This is a genomic window from Enterococcus sp. DIV1059_2 (assembly GCF_051713685.1).
Lineage (GTDB): Bacteria > Bacillota > Bacilli > Lactobacillales > Enterococcaceae > Enterococcus_D > Enterococcus_D casseliflavus.
The window spans coordinates 3,497,501-3,518,390 of sequence record NZ_JBIOQK010000001.1 but is presented as its reverse complement, the minus strand read 5'-3'; the positions used below and the strand labels follow the sequence as shown (position 1 = coordinate 3,518,390).

Below are 20,890 nucleotides of genomic sequence, written 5' to 3'. Positions count from 1 at the left end.
TGAAAAAAATGGCAGAAAAAATTTATAATATCGGTGTTGAAGCAACCATGGATGTCATCGGCGGGAAGTGGAAACCAATCATTCTTTGTAATTTACGCCATGGGGCATTACGTCCCAGTGATTTACGGCGGAAGATCCCTGGCATCAGTCAAAAAATGTTGACCCAGCAATTGCGGGAATTAGAAGAGTCTGACATCGTTACTCGCAAGTCCTATAATCAAGTACCACCTAAAGTTGAGTATTCCTTGAGTGAATATGGAGAAACCTTAGGCGGCTTATTGGATACTCTTTGCCAGTGGGGCACGATGCACGTTGCTGCACTGCAAGACAAAGGAGAGCAAGTTACTTTGTTAGAACAAGAAGAAGCGATTGTCTAACAAAGGGGAAGTGGCATGAGAAAAGGCGGCAGAAACCATTGGTTTCCGTCCGCCTTTTTAGGTTATGCTTGTTGGATCAATTCTAGAATGGCTTCAGTATTCATCCCGCTGTAATGATTGACGGGAAACGAAAGGCGCTTGATGCGTGGTGGGATGGCCTGCTTGATCATCGGATCTGTTAAAGAAAGCAAGGGATCGACCAAAACGAGTTTTTCTTGCGCAAAACGATAATTCGCCAGACGTTCTGGTGTCACAACAGTTACACTGATTTGATCCTCGGACAGCAGCTGGATGTTGCGGGCGAAAATTTTGATCAGACTTCCAGCCAAAGTAGAACGATCAATAAAAACGACTTTTTCCAAAATGATTCTCCTTGTTAATTAAAGTGGTTAATTAAGTATATTGATTAAACCGTTCTTTGTAAATAGGAACATTTGGGAGACAACAAAAAAGCCGCAAAAGATTTTTCTTTTGCAGCTTTTGGTTCGTCTATAAAAAGGTTTGATTCTTTTTTTGATTAAATCACGATCACGGGTGTACCGACTTCGGCTTTGCTGTACAATTCTTTCATCACGCCTGGCGGAGTATTGATACAGCCGTGAGAACCACGGGTTTTCCAAAGATCGCCACCGTATTCCGTCTGCCAATCAGAATCATGGATACCGACACCGGTCCAATCGATGGGCATCCAGTAATCAACAGGGGACGCATAATCTTCACCAGTCAAGGTTGCATCTTCTTCTTTGTTCCAGACATAGAAGAAGCCAGTTGGTGTTGGTGTGGCTGGTTTCCCAGAGATAATTTTCGTATCCAACACTAACTCGCCATCTTTGTAATACCACATGTGTTGGTTTTTTAGATCAACTTCGATATAGGTGTTGCCAAACAGCGGGCTGCCTGCATCGGTGCTTCCTTGAGCGATCGGTGTGCGGGTGAAGTCTTCGCCTGCTTTTAACGCCTCGATCAATGCTTCTGTTTCCGCATCGGTTTGGATCGTCCAGCTAAGAGTACCAGCTGGGACTGTCACTTCACCTTGCTTGGTACTTTGGAAGGTCGAAGAATTGGTGCTAGTATTGTATTGTTCGCCGATCGATGTGACATAGCTTCGTACTTTGTCTTCGTCGATCGTTGTGTTGCCGTCTTTATAAGAGAGCCAATCCATGATCGTTTCTCTTGGGATTTGAAACGTATTTCCGTTGATCGTATAATTGCCGGTTACTTTGGCGATTTTATTCAACGAATCCATTTCTTTCGTTAAGTCTGGATCATCGGCGGTCACACTTGGTTTTGTGACATAATCAACGAGATTCAATTCCTTTTCGCCGCTGACGATGGCTTCTTGCAAGTCTGCCACTGCTTTGTCAACATCGATGGCATCGCCGTCAACTTCTGGTTTGATAGAAAAGCCGTCTTCGCCTTTTTCCAACGTGGCATCAGCCGATTTGGTACGATCTTCATTTAAGGTTTCGAGTTCTTTTTGGATCGTGTTGGTCTCGCTAGTCAAGGTGTCTTGGTCTACTGAGAGATTGTCTAGCTTCTTTTCTTCGGCAGCCGAAACGTAAGCCATTCCCCAGCTCCACTGATTTTGTTCATCTTTTAAAGATTGCAGCTCATCGGTGAAATCCGTCTGCAAACCAAATTGAGCAAGGTTGACTGTTTTCCATTCGCTATCACCATCTTTGATGGTAAAGTCTTCTTGTGAATAGCGATCATGCAGCAGGTCGTTGGCCTCGGCAACGGTTTTGTTGCTGATGTCGATCCCATCGATTTCAGTCTTTGGTAGAAAACGGTTTGCATAATATGTACTTCGGTAGGTATAGCCGCCAGCGATCACTACGAGTAAAGCAGCCACAACGATCAGAACAATTTTCTTCGTATTATTCTTGGCGTCAGTATGTTTGTTTGAACGAGTCATTCAACTACTCCTTTTTTTCTAATGGCATAATAGATAATAACGCTTAAATCATACCATATTCCCACGGGAAAGCGAATATGGCAAATGAAACTTCCATGAAAAATAGAAAATTCTTAAACTATCTTTAGGCAAGCTGTAGAAACGCATTTCTTACGATAAAAAAACTGAACGAATCGGCAGCAAGCCATCTTGATCAAAGGATTCTGAAAAAGAGTGAGCTGGAGGATTCGTTCAGTCGCATAATTGACTAACTAAAATTGACTATTTAACACGAGGGAAAAGAAATTATTGATTGTCTTCCGCATCTAATTTTGCAAAAGCTTCATCAAGAATATCTTTTAATTGTTTTGCCGAAGCGGCCATCCGGTCTTTTTCACCATCTGTTAATGGGATCTCAATTACTTTTTGAATCCCTTGGGCATTGATGACTGCAGGCGCACCGATGTACAAGTCGTTTAAGCCGTATTCGCCGTTCATGTACACAGATAATGGGAGAACAGCATTTTCATCGTCTAAGATCGCACGAGTGATCCGTGCTAAGGCTACCGCGATCCCGTAGAAGGTCGCACCTTTTTTCTCGATGATGGTGTAGGCTGCATCACGAACACTGAAGAAAATGTTGACCATTGCTTCTTCATCGATGTCTGGGTTGTTTTTGACCCATTCATAGATTTGTAGGCCAGCTACGTTGGCATGAGACCAAACAGGGAATTCTGAATCGCCGTGTTCCCCTAAGATATAGGCATGGACGTTACGGGCATCGACATCGACCAATTCAGCCAATGCTTGACGGAAACGGGCAGAGTCTAATGAGGTACCTGAACCGATAACGCGTTCTTTCGGGAAGCCTGAGAATTTCCAAGTAGAATAAGTCAAAATATCGACTGGGTTTGCTGCAACTAAGAAAATTCCGTTAAAGCCTGAATCAACGATTTGGGTAACTACTTCACGGTTGATTTTCAAGTTTTTATGAACTAAGTCTAAACGGGTTTCGCCTGGTTTTTGAGGCGCACCAGCAGTAATAACGACTAAATCAGCATCATGTGCATCTTCATAAGAAGCGGCATAGATTTTTTTAGGGGAAGTAAATGCCAAAGCATGGGACAAGTCAATTGCGTCGCCTTCTGTTTTTGCTGTATTTATATCAATGATTCCGACTTCTTGCGCAATGTTTTGGGTCACCAGCGCAAACGCATAACTAGAACCAACCGCACCGTCTCCAACAAGAATTACCTTTTGGTGATCTTTTTTGTTCGTTTTTGCAGTCATCTGTGTATCATTCCTTCCGCATAATTGTTTTACTCGCTATCATCCTACCATTTTCAAGTATGTTTGTCATGTGATTTGCACAACAATATTACACAAAATATCGCTGTTTCAGTTGTAAATGCTTTCTTTGTTATTACGTCAAAAAGAAGATATATCAAGGTTTTATTAAGATTCGTTAAGAAAGATAAAAACTGAGCAAGAGGGTGCCACCATAACAGTCCATTTCGTGTTATAATTACCTAAGCAAAAGAACTGGGCGCATTTGTGTGCCCAGTATTTTGTGTTTGGATAAGAAAACCGATAAAATAGATGAAGAATCAGCTTGAAACTAGAAATAATGGAGCGTAAATAAAAAATGAAAATGATTGTAGGCTTGGGAAATCCTGGCAAAAAATATGAAAAAACCAAACATAATGTTGGCTTTATGGTAGTGGATGCGTTGGCACAAAAGTACCAAGCAACCTTTAAAAAGTCGGCTTTTGAAGCAGAGGTGGCAGAGTTTTTCTTGAATGGTGAAAAAATCCTTTTGGTCAAACCACAAACTTTCATGAATGAATCCGGTCGTGCGGTAGGCCCGTTGATGACCTATTTTGGCATCTACCAAGAAGAACTAGTGGTGGTCTATGATGACCTCGATTTAGCATTAGGGAAAATTCGTTTGCGCCAAAAAGGCAGTGCAGGTGGCCACAATGGGATCAAGAGTTTGATCGCTCATTTGGATTCAACAGTCTTTGACCGCATCAAAATCGGGATCGATCGTCCACGTCCAGGACAAACCGTGGTCAATCATGTCCTGAGTCCTTTTGCAAAAGACGATCTGCCCATCGTTTTACAAAGTATTGATAAAGCGGTCGAGGCAAGTAGTGATTACTTGACCAACGGCGACTTTCTTGCCACAATGAATCGATTTAACTAAGGAGGGCCGAGATGGATTTAATTGAATTAATAAATAAAGTGCCGACAGTGGCGGCTTGGCATACAGGTTTACGTGAACAGGCCCCCCGGCAATTACTGACCGGTCTAGCTGGATCGGCAAAAACATTAGCGATCACTGGTGTGTATCAGGCATTTCAAAAACAAGTGATCGTCGTGACACCTAATCTCTATTATACAAATCAACTAGCCGAAGATCTGCGCAATGTGACGGAAGATGTCTACGTTTTTCCAGTGGATGAAGTGTTGTCAGCCGAAATGGCTTTTTCTTCACCAGAAGCCAGAGAAGAACGCGTGGCAGCGCTGAATGCTGTTTCTCAAGGGAAAACGGGGATCTATGTGTTGCCGGTAGCGGCTTTGCGAAAGTATTTGCCTGAAAAGAAAACCTGGTTAGCCAATCAATTTCAGTGGCAGATCGGCGATGAGATCGATTTAGAGCGTTTGCCGCAACAATTGATCTTGATGGGTTACGAACGTCAGTCAATGATTGGCAAACCTGGCGAATTCAGTATTCGTGGGAGCATCCTCGATATTTATCCATTAAACGCCGAATATCCCGTACGGATCGAGTTATTCGATGTAGAAATCGACTCGATGCGTTCTTTCAACGTGGAAACGCAACGCTCAGTGGAAACGCTGCAGCAAGTGGCTATTTTACCCACTACCGAATTGGTTTTCTCAGCGGAAGATTTAGCTGCGGGGCAAAAGCAGCTGCAAGAATTATTGAACAAACGGTTGGCAGTCACCAAAGAAGCAACCGATCGCGCCTTTTTAGAAGATTATTTTGGCCAGTTGGCTTCTCAATGGCAAGCGGGGATTCCTGGTGAAAGTGCCCGTTATTACACGGATTTACTGTATCGTCAGCAAACGAGTGTCTTAGATTATTTTTCTGAAGATGCCTTTTTGATGATCGATGATTATGCTCGGATCATGGAGACCAATCGTGAGATCGAACGGGAAGAGGCGGAGTGGCATACCCAAAAATTAGCGGAGCTGCGGGTCTTTTCTGAACAGCAATTCGGGATCGATGTCCATCAGCTGCTGCAAAAAGAAACCTTTGTGACCAGCTTCTTTTCTTTATTCCAAAAAGGAATGGGGAACATTCGCTTCCAAGCGATCCATCAATTCCAATACCGGCCGATGCAGCAGTTTTTCAGCCAAATGGGTCTCTTGAAAGTTGAAATCGATCGCTGGGAGAAGCAGCAGCAGACGGTGATTTTTCTGGTCAGTGATCAAGAGCGGGCCAAGAAGTTAGAGCAAGATCTGCGAGATCATGATATCTATGCCGTGCAGACGCAACAAGACCGCCTGTTTACAGGACGCACCCAAATCGTGGTGGAACGTTTGCAAAGCGGCTTTGAAATGCCGCAAGACAAGCTAGTGGTGGTTACGGAAAAAGAAATTTTCCAAAAGATGAACAAAAAAAGAGCCCGCAGGCAAAATGTCACCAATGCGGAACGGCTCAAAAGCTACAATGAGTTAAAAGCGGGCGATTATGTCGTCCATGCGAATCATGGGATCGGGAAGTACATCGGCATGGAAACCTTAGAAGTCGATGGCGTCCACCAAGATTACATGACGATCTTGTACCAAAACGAAGACAAGCTCTTTATTCCAGTCACCCAACTGAATTTGATTCAAAAATATGTGGCTTCCGAATCGAAAACACCGAAAATCAATAAATTAGGTGGCAGCGAGTGGGCGAAGACCAAGCGCAAAGTGACGGCTAAAATTGAAGACATCGCAGATGATTTGATTTTATTGTATGCCAAACGCGAATCAGAAAAAGGCTATGCTTTTCAACCAGACGATGCCTATCAAAAAGAATTTGAAGATGCCTTTCCGTATTCGGAAACCGATGATCAGCTGCGCAGTACGGCAGAGATCAAGCGGGATATGGAAAAAGAAAAGCCGATGGACCGCTTGTTAGTCGGGGATGTTGGTTTTGGGAAAACAGAAGTGGCGCTGCGGGCTGCTTTTAAAGCGATCAAAGAAAGCAAACAAGTGGCTTTCTTAGTACCGACAACGATCTTGGCGCAGCAGCACTATGAAACGATGGTCGATCGTTTTGAAGGATTCCCCGTCAATGTTGGGGTACTGAGTCGTTTTCGGACGAAAAAACAGCAGAATGAAACGATCGAGCAAGTGCGCAAAGGGCAAGTCGATATTTTGGTGGGGACCCACCGATTATTGTCAAAAGATGTCGAGTTTGCTGATTTGGGCTTGTTGGTGATCGATGAAGAACAACGGTTTGGGGTCAAACACAAAGAGCGCTTGAAACAACTGCGTTCGCAAGTCGATGTGTTGACGTTGACGGCAACGCCGATCCCACGAACATTGCATATGTCGATGCTGGGGGTACGGGACCTATCTGTGATCGAAACACCACCAGAAAATCGTTACCCGATCCAAACCTATGTGATGGAGATGAATCCAGGAGCGGTGCGAGAAGCGATCCAACGGGAGATGGCACGGGGAGGTCAAGTGTTTTATCTCTATAATCGTGTCGATACGATCGAGCGAAAAGTCGAAGAACTGCAGGCGTTAGTGCCAGACGCACGAATCGCGTATGCCCACGGGCAAATGACCGAGATTCAATTGGAAAATACCCTGTTTGACTTTATTGAAGGGCAATACGATGTGTTGGTGACGACGACGATCATTGAAACCGGTGTGGATATTCCCAATGCCAATACGTTGTTTGTGGAAAATGCCGATTACATGGGGCTTTCGACGTTGTATCAGCTGCGCGGCCGTGTCGGTCGGAGCAATCGGGTCGCCTATGCGTATTTCATGTATGAACAGCAAAAAGTGTTGAATGAAGTCAGTGAAAAACGGCTGCAAGCCATTAAGGACTTTACCGAGTTGGGGTCAGGTTTCAAAATCGCGATGCGAGATCTTTCGATTCGTGGAGCGGGAAATCTATTGGGGGCGCAGCAGCACGGCTTTATCGATGCAGTCGGGTTTGACATGTACTCGCAAATGCTGTCTGAAGCAGTCACTCGGAAACAAGGGAAAAATACCCAAACAGAAAAAACGACCGTCGAGATCGATCTGGGGATCGATGCCTACTTACCGACTTCGTATATTGAAGACGAACGGCAAAAAATCGAGATTTACAAACGAATTCGTGAGCTGGAATCCCAAGAAGCAGTTGATGAACTTCAAGATGATCTGTTAGACCGTTTCGGTGAATACCCTGTAGAAGTGGCACATCTCTTAACGGTGGGCGAGATCAAAATGAACGGCGATCGTGCCTTGTTAGAAACTATCCGCAAGCAGCAGCAGACGGTGTCGTTTACTTTGAGTAAAGTCGGCACGAAAAATTATTCGGTGGAGCAGCTGTTTGAAGCATTGAAAGCTACTAAATTAAAAGCCACGATGGGTGTCGATCATGAGCAAATGACCATCAAATTACAGATTCCGCCAGTGATGAAGGAAAGCACCTGGCTATTAGAAATCCAAGATTTTGTCAAAGCGTTACGGGAACAAAAATACGCCAGCCAAGGCTAGAAAGGAACCAGCGGGATGCCGAAATCACAATTGAAGCGTACGATGGAAGGGGCGTTTATTTTAACGATCGCTTCCTTTATCGCAAAAATCTTAAGTGCCGTTTATCGGGTCCCTTTTCAGAACCTGGTAGGGGACGAAGGGTTTTATGTGTATCAACAAGTCTATCCGATTTATGGATTGGCGATGACGTTAGCGTTGTCAGGGTTGCCACAGTTTATCTCCCGCATCGTCGCTGAAGAACCCGATCCTTTGAAAAGCAAGGAACGGCTGCAAGCGTTGACGCCTTTCGTGCTTTGGTCTGCGATCGGTTTATGGGCGGTGACCTTTTTATTTGCCGGTCCGATCGCACAAGTGATGGGGGACCACCAACTGGCGGGCTTGATTCGAGTCGTTTCTTTTACCTTCTTATTTGTCCCGCCTTTGACCTTTTATCGAGGAATGTTTCAAGGAAATTTGCAAATGGTGCCGACAGCAGTTTCCCAAGTCGTAGAGCAGCTGCTTAGAGTTGGTGTGATTTTAGGTGCTGCGGCAGCTTTCCAGCAATTGGGCTGGACGATTTATCAAACGGGGACTGTCGCCATGATGGGTGCCTTAGTCGGGGGCCTTGCGGCGTGGTGGATCTTAAGTTATTATAGCCGACAAATCAACGGCAAACGCCTATCGCTATGGCATAAACCAGTCACCAGTACAGGAGAAAATCCCGCTGTTTTATCCGCCTCGTTGAAGAAACGGTTCTTCTTAGAAGGCGGTCTGTTGACGATTTATAGCGGCTATTTGATCTTGTTCCAGTTAGCGGATTCGTTTTTATTGACCAATGCGCTAGAAGCGGGGGGGATGACGGCACAAGCAGCCCGAATTTCAAAAGGGATCTATGATCGCGGACAACCCCTCGTCCAACTAGGTCTTGTGGTGGCGATGGCGTTAAGCTCGACGTTTTTGCCAACGTTGACCAAGTATTTGACGGTAAAAAATCAGCAGCTGTTTGAAAAGTCGGCAAAAATGTATTTGCGCCTGACGATCGGGATTGCTTCGGCTTCCGCCGTGGGCTTAGCGATTTTGCTGCCTTATATTAACTTTGCCTTATTCAAAGACGGTTCTGGCAATGCGGCGCTGGTATTGTTTGTCTTTTCTATCGCTCTGATGGCGACGATCCAAGCCTATCAAAGCATTCAACAAAGTCGCAATACCTATACCTTCGGCTTGCTGGCTGCGGGGATCGGTCTTTTGATCAAATGTTTATCGATGTGGCCGCTGACTGCTTCGTATGGGACTGCAGGAGCGAGTATCAGTACACTGTTGGGGTTAGGCGCGACCTTATGCTGTTTTGTGGTTTCCGAACAGCGTCGAGCACAAAGCAGCATCAATCACTTTTGGCATGAAGGAAATTATGGAAAAAAACTATTTATTTGTTTAGGGATCATGGCAAGCGTGCTATTCTTATATTATAGCTTCGTTGCGATCTTATTGAACGGTCCTTTGACCCATCGACTACAGGCACTGCTTTTTTGCCTAGGCGGTGTCGGTCTGGGAGGCGCAGCCTTTATCGGGGCAGCGATCAAAATCAAATTGTTAACGATTCGCGAATGGCTGTTAGTTCCATTTGGAAAGAAACTATTAAGAAGAGGTGAAAAACATGAGATTAGATAAATTTCTTAAAATCTCCCGCATCATCAAGCGTCGCTCTGTGGCCAAAGAAGTGGCAGACAAGGGACGCATTCAGATCAACGGCAAATTAGCCAAGTCAAGCAGTGACGTCAAAGTAGGCGATACCATGCGCATTCAATTCGGGAATAAGGTCTTGGAAGTTAAAGTCAATGAATTGCATGAATCGACGAAAAAAGAAGACGCTGCAAAAATGTATGAGATCGTTTCAGAGGAAAGAATCTCAGAAAATGCTTGATTTTTACGGCATTTTCAGTTAGACAAGCTTTGCGGATGTTGGTATAATGTAAAAAACAAAGACAGCGACGGGAGCGAGTTCAGGTGGCAAAAGAATCAAATAAAAAAATAGAACTATTGCAGACCGATTATGCGAAAGAGCAATTTGCCAAGTTTGAAAAAGAGCGGCGGCAAGTCGTGTTTCGCCGACGTCGGCTGGTGGCGTTTTTCGTGGCGGCATTAGCGATATTTGCGATCGTAGGGATTCAAATGTTCAACGATCAAATGCGCCTGCAAAAGCTAAAGGAATATAAGGCGGAAACAGTCGCCGAACAAAAAGAGGCAGAACAAAAGGTGGCTTCACTGGAGCGAGACGTTGCCTTGTTGCAAGACGATGAGTACGTGGCAAAATTGGCCCGCAGCCGATTCTTCTACTCAAAAGATGGCGAAAAAATCTATCCAGTCTTGCCAGACGGGACGGATTCTCAAAACACCAATGAGCGTTCTTCGCAAAGCGAACAAGAATCATCATCCACAGAGTCACAAGATTAAGCAATGTCATACCTACTCAGCGCAGTAGTTTGAATTATTTTAAATGGGTAAAAATTAGGAGGAACATTTTTTATATGTCAATCGAAGTTGGAGCGAAACTAAAGGGCAAAGTGTCTGGTATTACAAATTTTGGTGCGTTCATTGATCTTGGTGAAGGGAAAACTGGTTTGGTGCATATCAGTGAAGTATCAAACGGATTCGTCAAAGACATTCACGATGTGTTGTCTGTTGGGGATGAAGTGACAGTACTTGTTACGGCAATCGGCAACGATGGAAAAATCGGCCTATCGATCCGCAAAGCAGAAGATAAACCGGAAGAAAAACGTGAATACCCGAAAAAAGAATTCAATCGACCAAATCCGAAAAAATCTTTTTCACGCAATCAAAATACGAATGTAAATAAACAAGACTTCGATTCATTGATGAGTTCTTTTCTAAAAGATAGTGATGATCGTCTTTCGTCATTACGTCGAAATACAGAAGGAAAACGCGGTGGCCGCGGCGGACGCCGTAACTAAACATGAATAGCAAGTTGGAAAAAGCTGGAACAAAACTGTTGGTTCGTTTTGTTGCAGCTTTCTTTCTTGTGGGATTACCTAATGAGAAGGAGGTCAAACGATGGTCATTCAAACCGTTCGAGGGCAACTCACTGCCATCGATCCTGAAAAAAAACGCCGCTTTTTGCTGGCGGTATCGACGGGCGTCGATTCGATGGTCTTGTTGCAGATCTTTTGTCAGTTGTTTCCTGAAATGCAAAAAGAGCCGTGTTTTGGTGTGGCACATGTGAACCATCAATTGCGTCCAGCATCTGCCAAGGAAGCGGCTTTTTTACGGCAGTACTGCCAAGAACGCGGCATTCCTTTTTACGAGCGGTGCTGGGAAAATCCGCCAGAAACCGGCGTAGAAGCTAGCGCTCGAAACTTTCGCTATACGTTTTTTGCCGACGTCATGTCTCAAGAAGGCTATGATGTTTTGCTGACTGCTCACCACAGTGATGACCAAGTAGAAACGATGTTGATGAAGATGATGCGAGAAGGTCGCTTGCGATCGGCTGGCGGGATGAAACAGCAGCAGCCTTTTCACACAGGGATCTTGTTGCGTCCACTGCTTACTATCAGCAAGGCAGCGATTTACGACTATGCGCAAGCACAGCAGATTCCCTACTTTGAAGACGAAAGCAATCACGAACCGCTGTATTTGCGAAACCGACTACGCCAGCAAGTAGTGCCAGCCTTAAAAGCGGAAAATCCGCAGCTGCTGCCGCATTTTCAACAGCTTTCTGAAGAAGTACAGTTCGCCAATCAGCTGATCCAACAAGAGCAGCAGCAATGGTTGTCTGCGTTCGTTCAACAGCAAGCTGCTCGCTTAGTGATCGATCTGCAGCAGCTGCCGACGTTTTCGCCAGCGCAACGCTATTTTTTCTATGCGGGTTTTTTACAGCAAGCAGAGGCTTTTACGAAGCAGCCCCTCAATCAAAAACAGCTGCCGCAGGTATTGCGTCTGCTGGATGAAAAGAAAGGGCAATGGCAATTGGCGTTGCACAAACAGTGGCAGCTGCGGCGCAGTTATGACCAATTGTTATTGGAACCTGTTACTGTTCCCCAAAAGCCTGCAGCGCCGTTGACAGAAGTCAGTCAGCGACTGGTTTTAGGGGAGGGGATCTATCTTTCTGAAAAGGAATGGATTGGGTATTTTCCGATAAATGAACAGCATATTCCCAAAAAAATCACAAATTGGTCAGAGTTTTCCCAAGATTTACCGCTAAACTATTCCTCTGAGCTGGTGGTGCGTAAGCGCCAGCCGGGAGACCGAATCCGCTTGGCGCGTGGTCTGACCAAAAAGATCAGTCGTTTTTTTATCGATTCAAAAATTCCTAATGAAGTGCGAGAAAAAAGTTGGGTCGTCACAAACCTTGAAAAAGAGGTGATTGCCTTACTACCTCATACATTTTCCTATTTGAGTATTGCGCCAGAAACTGATAAAATACACTACATACTTCTTTATAAATATCAGAAGTAAGAGTTGGAAGGAGAACTTTATGCTAGATAAAGATATTGAGAAAATTTTGATTTCCCGTGACGAAATCAAAAATCGTTGTGTGGAACTTGGTCAAGAATTAACGGCGGCTTATGCGGATAAAAATCCTCTAGTCGTAGGTGTGCTGAAAGGTGCCGTTCCTTTCATGGCAGACATCGTTCGTGAGATGGATTGTTACTTGGAGTTAGACTTCATGGATGTCTCAAGTTATGGCAATGCCATGATTTCATCTGGGGAAGTCAAGATCATCAAAGATTTAGATACAAATGTTGAGGGCCGTGATCTCTTGATCGTTGAAGACATCATTGACAGCGGTCGCACATTGGCTTATCTGGTGGATCTATTCAAATACCGTAAAGCGAAATCAGTGAAAATCGTAACGTTATTAGATAAGCCAGAAGGTCGTGTCGTTGAGATCAATGCAGATTATGTCGGCTTCGATGTGCCAAATGAGTTTGTTGTTGGATATGGACTGGACTATGCAGAGCAATATCGAAACTTACCTTACGTTGGCGTCTTAAAACCTAGTGTTTATCAGTCAAATTAGTGACTGTTCTAAATCAATTGTGATACAATTAAATGGTCAGGATTGATAAAACAAAATAGCCAGGGAGGTACGCATGAATAAGAAAAATAACGGTATGGTAAAAAATACCTTATATTATGTACTTGTCTTGTTGGCGATGGTCATGGTCGTATATTTCATTTTTGGAAATGGCAATCAGCAGACCCCAACGATCGAGTACTCCACGTTTACAGAGCAGCTGAAAGACGGGAAGATCAAACAGTTTACTGTTCAACCCGCTAACGGTGTGTATCGAATCGTGGGTGAATACAATGAAGAACAAACCGTCAGCAATGACAACAGCTTGTCTGTTTTAGGTAATACACAGGCGAGTTCGACCCGCTTTTCAACGATCATTTTACCGAATGATTCCACACTAAGCGAAGTCACCAGTTTGGCCTCGGCAGAAGGGGTCAAAACCACGATCGAAGAAGAATCCAACAGCGGCATTTGGTTATCGCTTTTGGTTAGCTTCTTACCACTTGTGATCATCATTTTCTTCTTCTACATGATGATGAGCCAACAAGGTGGCGGCGGTGGCGGTGGCGGCCGTGTGATGAACTTTGGCAAATCAAAAGCCAAAGAAGCGGATAAAAAAGCCAACCGCGTGCGTTTTTCAGACGTAGCCGGTGCAGAAGAAGAAAAACAAGAGCTTGTCGAAGTCGTGGAATTCTTGAAAGATCCTCGACGCTTCGTTGAATTAGGTGCTCGTATCCCAGCAGGTGTCTTACTTGAGGGGCCTCCAGGAACCGGGAAAACGTTACTAGCCAAAGCCGTTGCTGGTGAAGCTGGCGTACCGTTTTACTCGATCTCTGGTTCAGATTTCGTTGAAATGTTTGTCGGTGTCGGTGCAAGCCGGGTGCGTGACTTATTTGAAACAGCGAAGAAAAATGCACCAGCCATCATCTTTATCGATGAAATCGATGCAGTCGGTCGCCAACGTGGTGCCGGTATGGGTGGCGGACATGATGAGCGGGAACAAACATTGAACCAGTTGTTGGTTGAAATGGATGGTTTTGATGGGAATGAAGGCGTGATCGTCATTGCCGCAACGAACCGTTCGGATGTTTTAGATCCAGCGTTGCTACGTCCAGGTCGTTTTGACCGTCAGATTTTGGTTGGTCGTCCAGACGTGAAAGGTCGTGAAGCGATCCTCCGTGTCCATGCCCGCAACAAACCTTTATCAGATGATGTTGATTTGAAAGTCGTTGCCCAACAAACACCAGGCTTTGCTGGTGCGGATCTGGAAAACGTCTTGAACGAAGCGGCATTAGTTGCTGCTCGTCGTAACAAGAAAAAAATCGATGCTTCAGATATCGATGAAGCAGAAGATCGCGTGATCGCTGGTCCAGCGAAGAAAGATCGGGTCATCAACAAACGCGAACGTGAAATGGTTGCTTACCATGAAGCAGGACATACCATTGTTGGGTTAGTCTTGAGTCGTGCCCGTGTGGTACACAAAGTAACGATCATTCCTCGGGGACGTGCGGGTGGTTACATGATCGCCTTGCCGAAAGAAGATCAATTCTTGATGACCAAAGAAGATATGTTTGAACAAATCGTTGGGTTGCTTGGTGGTCGTACGGCTGAAGAAATCATCTTCGGTGTACAATCAACGGGTGCTTCCAATGACTTTGAACAAGCAACTGCGCTTGCAAGAAGCATGGTGACAGAATATGGAATGAGTGACAAGTTAGGTCCAGTTCAATATGAAGGAAACCATCAAGTCTTTGTTGGTCGTGATTATGGTCAAACAAAAGCTTACTCTGAACAAGTTGCCTTTGAAATCGATCAAGAAGTTCGCAAGATTTTAATGGATGCTCATCAAAAAGCCCATGAAATCATTGAAGAACACCGTGCACAGCACAAATTGATCGCTGAAAAACTGCTTGAACATGAAACATTAGATGCCAAAGCAATCAAATCCTTGTTTGAAGAAGGCAAAATGCCTGAAGGAACCGAAAGCTCTGAGTATCCTAGTGAAAAAGCTCAAACGTTTGAAGAAGCGAAACGTGCGCTGGAAGAAAAAGATGCAGAGAAGCAAGCTGCAGAAAAACACAGCGAAGATGCACCATCAAACGATTTTGATCAACAATTGGAAGACGTTCGCCGCAATAGCGAAAGCCAACCGACTGATCAAGAAAACAAAGATGATAACGCCTAAAACAAGACGTATCAAGGCACCGAGGAAACTCGGTGCCTTTTTGTTTCTATTTAAGAAGACTTTCCTTAAATTCAAACACATTCAGTTGAAAAAAGCGGCGCTTCCTAGTATGATTCATTAATGAATAAAAAGGAGAATCAAGATGAAGGATTATTTAGTAAAAGCACTAGCATATGACGGCTTCGTCCGAGCATATGCAGTATCGGCAACAGAAACGATCGCCGAAGCACAACGACGCCATGAAACATGGAATACGGCATCCGCTGCTTTAGGGCGAGCGATGGTGGGAAGTTTGTTATTAGGCAGTACCTTAAAAGGGGAAGACAAATTGACCGTCAAAATTCAAGGGAATGGTCCTGCTGGGGCAATCGTCGTAGACAGCAATGGCCGTGGGGACGTAAAAGGATACATAAAAAATCCGCAGATCAGTCTGCCGTTGAACCCTCAAGGGAAATTGGACGTTCGGGGCGCAGTGGGTGACCAAGGGATCTTTACCGTGATCAAAGACTTAGGGCTAAAAGAACCCTTCTCTGGACAAACACCGATCGTCTCTGGGGAGCTTGGGGAAGACTTTACTTATTATTTAGCAGTGTCAGAACAGATTCCTTCTGCTGTTGGTCTGAGTGTATTAGTAGAAACCGATGATTCAATTCGGGCAGCCGGTGGGTTTATGCTGCAGATCATGCCTGGTGCCAGTGAAGAGATCATTGATGCCATCGAAAAACGTTTGGGAGAATTGCCTCGAGTATCAACCTTGATCGATGAAGGACAATCACCAGAAGAGATCTTAGCGACATTGTTGCCAGACACGACGATCGAAGTACTAGAAAAAATGCCAGTCCAGTTCCATTGTGATTGCACGAAAGAAAAATTTGCGACGGCCATCATTACCTTGGGGGCTGATGAGATCCAAGCGATGATCGATGAAGACCACGGGGCAGAGGCAGTCTGCTCGTTTTGTGGCAACAAGTATCATTTTGATGAAACGGAATTAGCGGCATTGAAGAAAGAGGCGGAAGCGTAAGTGAAAGATAGACAAACATGGCAGATCGGGTCGGTTGAGATTCCTAATCGCGTCGTCGTTGCGCCAATGGCAGGGATCACCAATTCTGCGTTTCGTGTGACAGTCAAAGAATTTGGCGCGGGTTTAGTCGTCTGTGAGATGATCAGTGATCGAGGGATTCAACTGCGGAACAAGAAGACCCTTGAGATGCTATTTATTGACGAGACCGAGCATCCTCTTAGTATTCAGATTTTTGGTGGGAATAAAGCATCCTTAGTAGAAGCAGCGCAATTTGTCGCAGAAAACACAACTGCCGATATCATTGATATCAACATGGGGTGTCCTGTAAACAAAATCATCAAAGCAGAAGCTGGTGCGAAGTGGCTTTTAGATCCCGACAAGGTTTATGAAATGGTCCATGCTGTTTCCAGTGCGATCGACAAGCCCGTTACCGTAAAAATGCGGATCGGCTGGGATGAGCAACACATCTTTGCGGTTGAAAATGCCCAAGCCGCAGAAGCAGCGGGTGCCGCAGCGATCGGTATGCATGGCAGAACCCGTGTACAGATGTATGAAGGATCGGCTGATTGGGACGTGTTGAAACAAGTGAAGCAAAGTATCACGATTCCCTTTATGGGCAACGGCGATGTCAAAACCCCTGAAGATGCCAAGCGAATGTTGGAAGAAGTCGGTGCAGATGCAGTGATGATCGGACGGGCAGCGTTAGGCAATCCATGGATGATCCACCGCACCAAGCAATACTTGGAGACAGGCGAGTTATTGCCAGAACCAACACCGCGAGAAAAAATTTCGACAGCGAAACTTCATTTAGAACGTTTGGCTGATCTAAAAGGGGAAAAAATCGCTTCGCGAGAATTTCGTCAACATGCTGCGTACTACTTAAAAGGTATTTCGCGGGCAGCCAAAGTGAAGGCAGCTATCAACCAAGCGGAAGATAAGCAGACGATTTTTGATTTATTAGATGCATTTGTGGAAAAGACCGAAAAACAGCCGCTAGCAACTCTTAAGGAATAAGAAACAAATCAAGTCGATTCGAAAGTTCGGCTTGATTTTTTGCGTCATCATTGGCATTATAAGAAGGAAACCCAAGTTAAGAATGGAGGAAAACTCGTGACAGAGGAACGACAAACACAAGAAGAATTGAATGATCAAATGTTGGTTCGCCGTGAAAAGATGGAAAAACTACGGGAAGAAGGCATTGATCCTTTTGGCAAGCGATTCGAACGCACCCATAATTCTGCCGAGTTACATGAGTTATTTGATCAAAGAACCAAAGAAGAATTAGCCGAAATGAATCTTTCAGCAAGCATTGCAGGAAGAATCGTTACAAAACGTGGAAAAGGTAAGGCTGGTTTTGCGCATTTACAAGACCGCGAAGGCCGTATTCAAATATATGTACGTAAAGACCAAGTAGGGGATGAACCTTACGAAGTATTCAAACACGCAGACTTAGGTGATTTCTTCGGCGTATCTGGTGAAATCATGAAGACCGATACCGGTGAAGTGACCATCAAAGCCAAAGAAATCGTGATCTTATCAAAAGCATTGCGTCCATTGCCTGACAAATACCATGGCTTGACGAACGTAGAACAACGCTACCGTCAACGTTACTTGGATTTGATCAGTAATAAAGAAAGCTTTGATCGTTTCATGAAACGAAGCCAAATCATCAGCGAAATTCGTCGTTACCTTGACGGTCATGGGTATATCGAAGTCGAAACGCCAGTATTGCATAATCAAGCAGGTGGTGCAGCGGCTCGTCCCTTCATTACCCACCACAATGCCTTAGACATGGATCTGTATTTACGGATCGCTCTTGAGCTTCACTTAAAACGATTGATCGTGGGCGGCATGGAAAAAGTCTATGAGATCGGCCGCGTTTTCCGAAATGAAGGCATCGATACGACCCATAATCCTGAGTTTACGATGTTAGAAGCGTATACGGCATATACAGATTTCAAAGATGTGATGGATCTGACCGAAGGCATTATCCGTAATGCTGCTGAAAAAGTCTTGCACACAGCAACGATCCAATACGATGGACAAGAAGTCGATCTAGCTAGCGACTTTGCGCGAATCCATATGGTCGATGCAATCAAAAATCAAACAGGTGTTGATTTCTGGCAACCAATGTCCGTTGAAGAAGCCCGCAGCTTAGCGAAAGAACATCATGTTGAAATCACTGATGCCATGACTGTTGGCCATATCATCAATGAATTCTTTGAGACATTTGTTGAAGAAACGTTACAGCAGCCAACCTTTGTCTTCGGTCATCCAGTGGAAGTTTCGCCATTAGCGAAAAAGAATCCAGAAGATGAACGCTTTACCGACCGCTTTGAATTATTTATCGTTGGTCGTGAATTTGCGAATGCCTTCACGGAACTAAATGATCCAATCGATCAAAGAGAACGTTTTGAAGGGCAAGAAAAAGAGCGCGAAGCAGGAAATGATGAAGCCCATGGGGTGGATGAAGATTTCTTAGAAGCACTTGAATACGGTATGCCGCCAACTGGTGGATTAGGGATCGGGATCGATCGCTTAGTGATGCTGTTGACAGATGCGCAATCGATTCGCGACGTTTTATTATTCCCAACAATGAGATAAAAAAACTCCGTCCACTCGCAAGAGATGGGCGGCTTTTTTTCTTGTCTGCTGGATCAGGGTGAAAAACAGCGAGGAATTAGAGGAAAAAACGCCACGATAGTTGCCAGAAAACGGATTAAATGCGAACGATAAAAGCTGGATCCAATGCGATTAGACGGGTTTGTAAAAATTGAAAAAAGCCATAGAAAATGATTGACCGCAAGGGATTTAGTTGGTATATTATTACATGTGCCAAATGACTAAATGAATTCCTAAAAAGAATTGAAAAAAGTAGTTGACGCACAGCTCGACAGATGATATTATAACGAAGTCGCAATTTTAAAATAGTTAATTGATGTTGATACATCAACAAAATTAATTGAAAAAAGTTGTTGACAAATAACAAATCATTTGTTATTCTAATTAAGTCGCTGAGACAGCCGCTACGAAGTTGAAAAGCAACGAGCGAAAAAAACTTTTAAAAAAGAGTTGACAATTAAATGTCACTCTGATATGATATAAAAGTTGCTAATACAGCACGGTAGACCTTTGAAAACTGAACAAAGCAAGCAAACGAACCAATGTGTAGGACGTTTCAATTTATTGAAACAAATACATGCAAGCAATAGCTAGCAAAGTTAATTTTTATGAGCTTAATGACCGTATGGTCATTCAAACAAATCGTTATGAGAGTTTGATCCTGGCTCAGGACGAACGCTGGCGGCGTGCCTAATACATGCAAGTCGAACGCTTTTTCTTTCACCGGAGCTTGCTCCACCGAAAGAAAAAGAGTGGCGAACGGGTGAGTAACACGTGGGTAACCTGCCCATCAGAAGGGGATAACACTTGGAAACAGGTGCTAATACCGTATAACACTATTTTCCGCATGGAAGAAAGTTGAAAGGCGCTTTTGCGTCACTGATGGATGGACCCGCGGTGCATTAGCTAGTTGGTGAGGTAACGGCTCACCAAGGCAACGATGCATAGCCGACCTGAGAGGGTGATCGGCCACACTGGGACTGAGACACGGCCCAGACTCCTACGGGAGGCAGCAGTAGGGAATCTTCGGCAATGGACGAAAGTCTGACCGAGCAACGCCGCGTGAGTGAAGAAGGTTTTCGGATCGTAAAACTCTGTTGTTAGAGAAGAACAAGGATGAGAGTAAAATGTTCATCCCTTGACGGTATCTAACCAGAAAGCCACGGCTAACTACGTGCCAGCAGCCGCGGTAATACGTAGGTGGCAAGCGTTGTCCGGATTTATTGGGCGTAAAGCGAGCGCAGGCGGTTTCTTAAGTCTGATGTGAAAGCCCCCGGCTCAACCGGGGAGGGTCATTGGAAACTGGGAGACTTGAGTGCAGAAGAGGAGAGTGGAATTCCATGTGTAGCGGTGAAATGCGTAGATATATGGAGGAACACCAGTGGCGAAGGCGGCTCTCTGGTCTGTAACTGACGCTGAGGCTCGAAAGCGTGGGGAGCGAACAGGATTAGATACCCTGGTAGTCCACGCCGTAAACGATGAGTGCTAAGTGTTGGAGGGTTTCCGCCCTTCAGTGCTGCAGCAAACGCATTAAGCACTCCGCCTGGGGAGTACGACCGCAAGGTTGAAACTCAAAGGAATTGACGGGGGCCCGCACAAGCGGTGGAGCATGTGGTTTAATTCGAAGCAACGCGAAGAACCTTACCAGGTCTTGACATCCTTTGACCACTCTAGAGATAGAGCTTCCCCTTCGGGGGCAAAGTGACAGGTGGTGCATGGTTGTCGTCAGCTCGTGTCGTGAGATGTTGGGTTAAGTCCCGCAACGAGCGCAACCCTTATTGTTAGTTGCCATCATTTAGTTGGGCACTCTAGCGAGACTGCCGGTGACAAACCGGAGGAAGGTGGGGATGACGTCAAATCATCATGCCCCTTATGACCTGGGCTACACACGTGCTACAATGGGAAGTACAACGAGTTGCGAAGTCGCGAGGCTAAGCTAATCTCTTAAAGCTTCTCTCAGTTCGGATTGTAGGCTGCAACTCGCCTACATGAAGCCGGAATCGCTAGTAATCGCGGATCAGCACGCCGCGGTGAATACGTT

16 protein-coding genes and 1 rRNA gene (1 of these 17 only partly in view) are annotated in these 20,890 nt (G+C 44.9%); 14 read left to right on the top strand and 3 right to left on the bottom strand.

Annotation, left to right across the window (positions count from 1 at the left end; genetic code table 11):
* Positions 1-8 precede the first annotated feature (8 nt).
* Complete coding sequence (locus IGI72_RS16720) at positions 9-377, top strand: winged helix-turn-helix transcriptional regulator (protein ID WP_016608452.1); 369 nt, start codon at positions 9-11, stop codon at positions 375-377.
* A 62-nt stretch (positions 378-439) separates the two neighbouring features.
* On the opposite strand, the gene IGI72_RS16715 is transcribed toward IGI72_RS16720, so the two are convergent.
* The 3 genes from IGI72_RS16715 to IGI72_RS16705 all read right to left on the bottom strand — a co-directional run bounded on the left by IGI72_RS16715 (position 440) and on the right by IGI72_RS16705 (position 3,561).
* The gene (locus tag IGI72_RS16715; protein WP_010748994.1) at positions 440-739 is read right to left on the bottom strand and encodes a hypothetical protein; all 300 of its coding nucleotides are present in this window, start codon (positions 737-739) and stop codon (positions 440-442) included.
* A gap of 155 nt (positions 740-894) precedes the next feature.
* Positions 895-2,292, bottom strand: a complete 1,398-nt coding sequence (locus tag IGI72_RS16710; RefSeq protein ID WP_438754836.1) for a L,D-transpeptidase family protein — start codon at positions 2,290-2,292, stop codon at positions 895-897.
* 285 nt (positions 2,293-2,577) lie between these two features.
* Positions 2,578-3,561: an L-lactate dehydrogenase gene (locus IGI72_RS16705; protein ID WP_005230720.1), complete on the bottom strand. Its 984-nt coding sequence runs from the start codon at positions 3,559-3,561 to the stop codon at positions 2,578-2,580.
* 355 nt (positions 3,562-3,916) lie between these two features.
* Between IGI72_RS16705 and pth the strand changes: the two genes are divergently transcribed.
* The 13 genes from pth to IGI72_RS16640 all read left to right on the top strand — a co-directional run.
* Complete coding sequence (gene pth / locus IGI72_RS16700; RefSeq protein WP_005230721.1) at positions 3,917-4,477, top strand: aminoacyl-tRNA hydrolase; 561 nt, start codon at positions 3,917-3,919, stop codon at positions 4,475-4,477.
* An 11-nt stretch (positions 4,478-4,488) separates the two neighbouring features.
* Positions 4,489-8,007 carry a transcription-repair coupling factor gene (gene mfd, locus IGI72_RS16695; protein ID WP_016608449.1) on the top strand — a complete coding sequence of 1,173 codons (3,519 nt, stop codon included), beginning with the start codon at positions 4,489-4,491 and terminating at the stop codon, positions 8,005-8,007.
* 15 nt (positions 8,008-8,022) lie between these two features.
* On the top strand, positions 8,023-9,654 hold the full coding sequence (locus IGI72_RS16690; RefSeq protein ID WP_156236847.1) for a polysaccharide biosynthesis protein: 1,632 nt from the start codon (positions 8,023-8,025) through the stop codon (positions 9,652-9,654).
* Positions 9,641-9,907: an RNA-binding S4 domain-containing protein gene (locus IGI72_RS16685; protein ID WP_005230745.1), complete on the top strand. Its 267-nt coding sequence runs from the start codon at positions 9,641-9,643 to the stop codon at positions 9,905-9,907. The genes IGI72_RS16690 and IGI72_RS16685 overlap by 14 nt, the downstream gene beginning before the upstream one ends.
* A gap of 83 nt (positions 9,908-9,990) precedes the next feature.
* Positions 9,991-10,437 (top strand): FtsB family cell division protein, encoded by a 447-nt coding sequence (locus IGI72_RS16680; RefSeq protein WP_438754833.1) that lies wholly within the window; start codon positions 9,991-9,993, stop codon positions 10,435-10,437.
* Between the two features lie 74 nt (positions 10,438-10,511).
* Entirely contained in the window at positions 10,512-10,955 is a 444-nt protein-coding gene (locus IGI72_RS16675; protein ID WP_010748998.1) for a S1 domain-containing RNA-binding protein, read from the top strand.
* Positions 10,956-11,055: 100 nt separating this feature from the next.
* Positions 11,056-12,456, top strand: a complete 1,401-nt coding sequence (tilS, locus tag IGI72_RS16670; protein ID WP_438754831.1) for a tRNA lysidine(34) synthetase TilS — start codon at positions 11,056-11,058, stop codon at positions 12,454-12,456.
* Between the two features lie 19 nt (positions 12,457-12,475).
* Positions 12,476-13,021 carry a hypoxanthine phosphoribosyltransferase gene (gene hpt, locus IGI72_RS16665; protein ID WP_275853797.1) on the top strand — a complete coding sequence of 182 codons (546 nt, stop codon included), beginning with the start codon at positions 12,476-12,478 and terminating at the stop codon, positions 13,019-13,021.
* A gap of 73 nt (positions 13,022-13,094) precedes the next feature.
* Positions 13,095-15,203, top strand: a complete 2,109-nt coding sequence (gene ftsH / locus IGI72_RS16660; protein WP_010749000.1) for an ATP-dependent zinc metalloprotease FtsH — start codon at positions 13,095-13,097, stop codon at positions 15,201-15,203.
* 142 nt (positions 15,204-15,345) lie between these two features.
* The gene (gene hslO / locus IGI72_RS16655) at positions 15,346-16,227 is read left to right on the top strand and encodes an Hsp33 family molecular chaperone HslO (protein WP_005230756.1); all 882 of its coding nucleotides are present in this window, start codon (positions 15,346-15,348) and stop codon (positions 16,225-16,227) included.
* Complete coding sequence (dusB, locus tag IGI72_RS16650) at positions 16,228-17,241, top strand: tRNA dihydrouridine synthase DusB (RefSeq protein WP_060791889.1); 1,014 nt, start codon at positions 16,228-16,230, stop codon at positions 17,239-17,241.
* Between the two features lie 96 nt (positions 17,242-17,337).
* A complete protein-coding gene (gene lysS, locus IGI72_RS16645) occupies positions 17,338-18,831 on the top strand; it encodes a lysine--tRNA ligase (protein WP_005230758.1) in 1,494 nt (497 codons plus the stop codon).
* Between the two features lie 661 nt (positions 18,832-19,492).
* Positions 19,493-20,890: ribosomal RNA gene (locus IGI72_RS16640) — 16S ribosomal RNA — on the top strand (it continues 162 nt past the right edge of the window).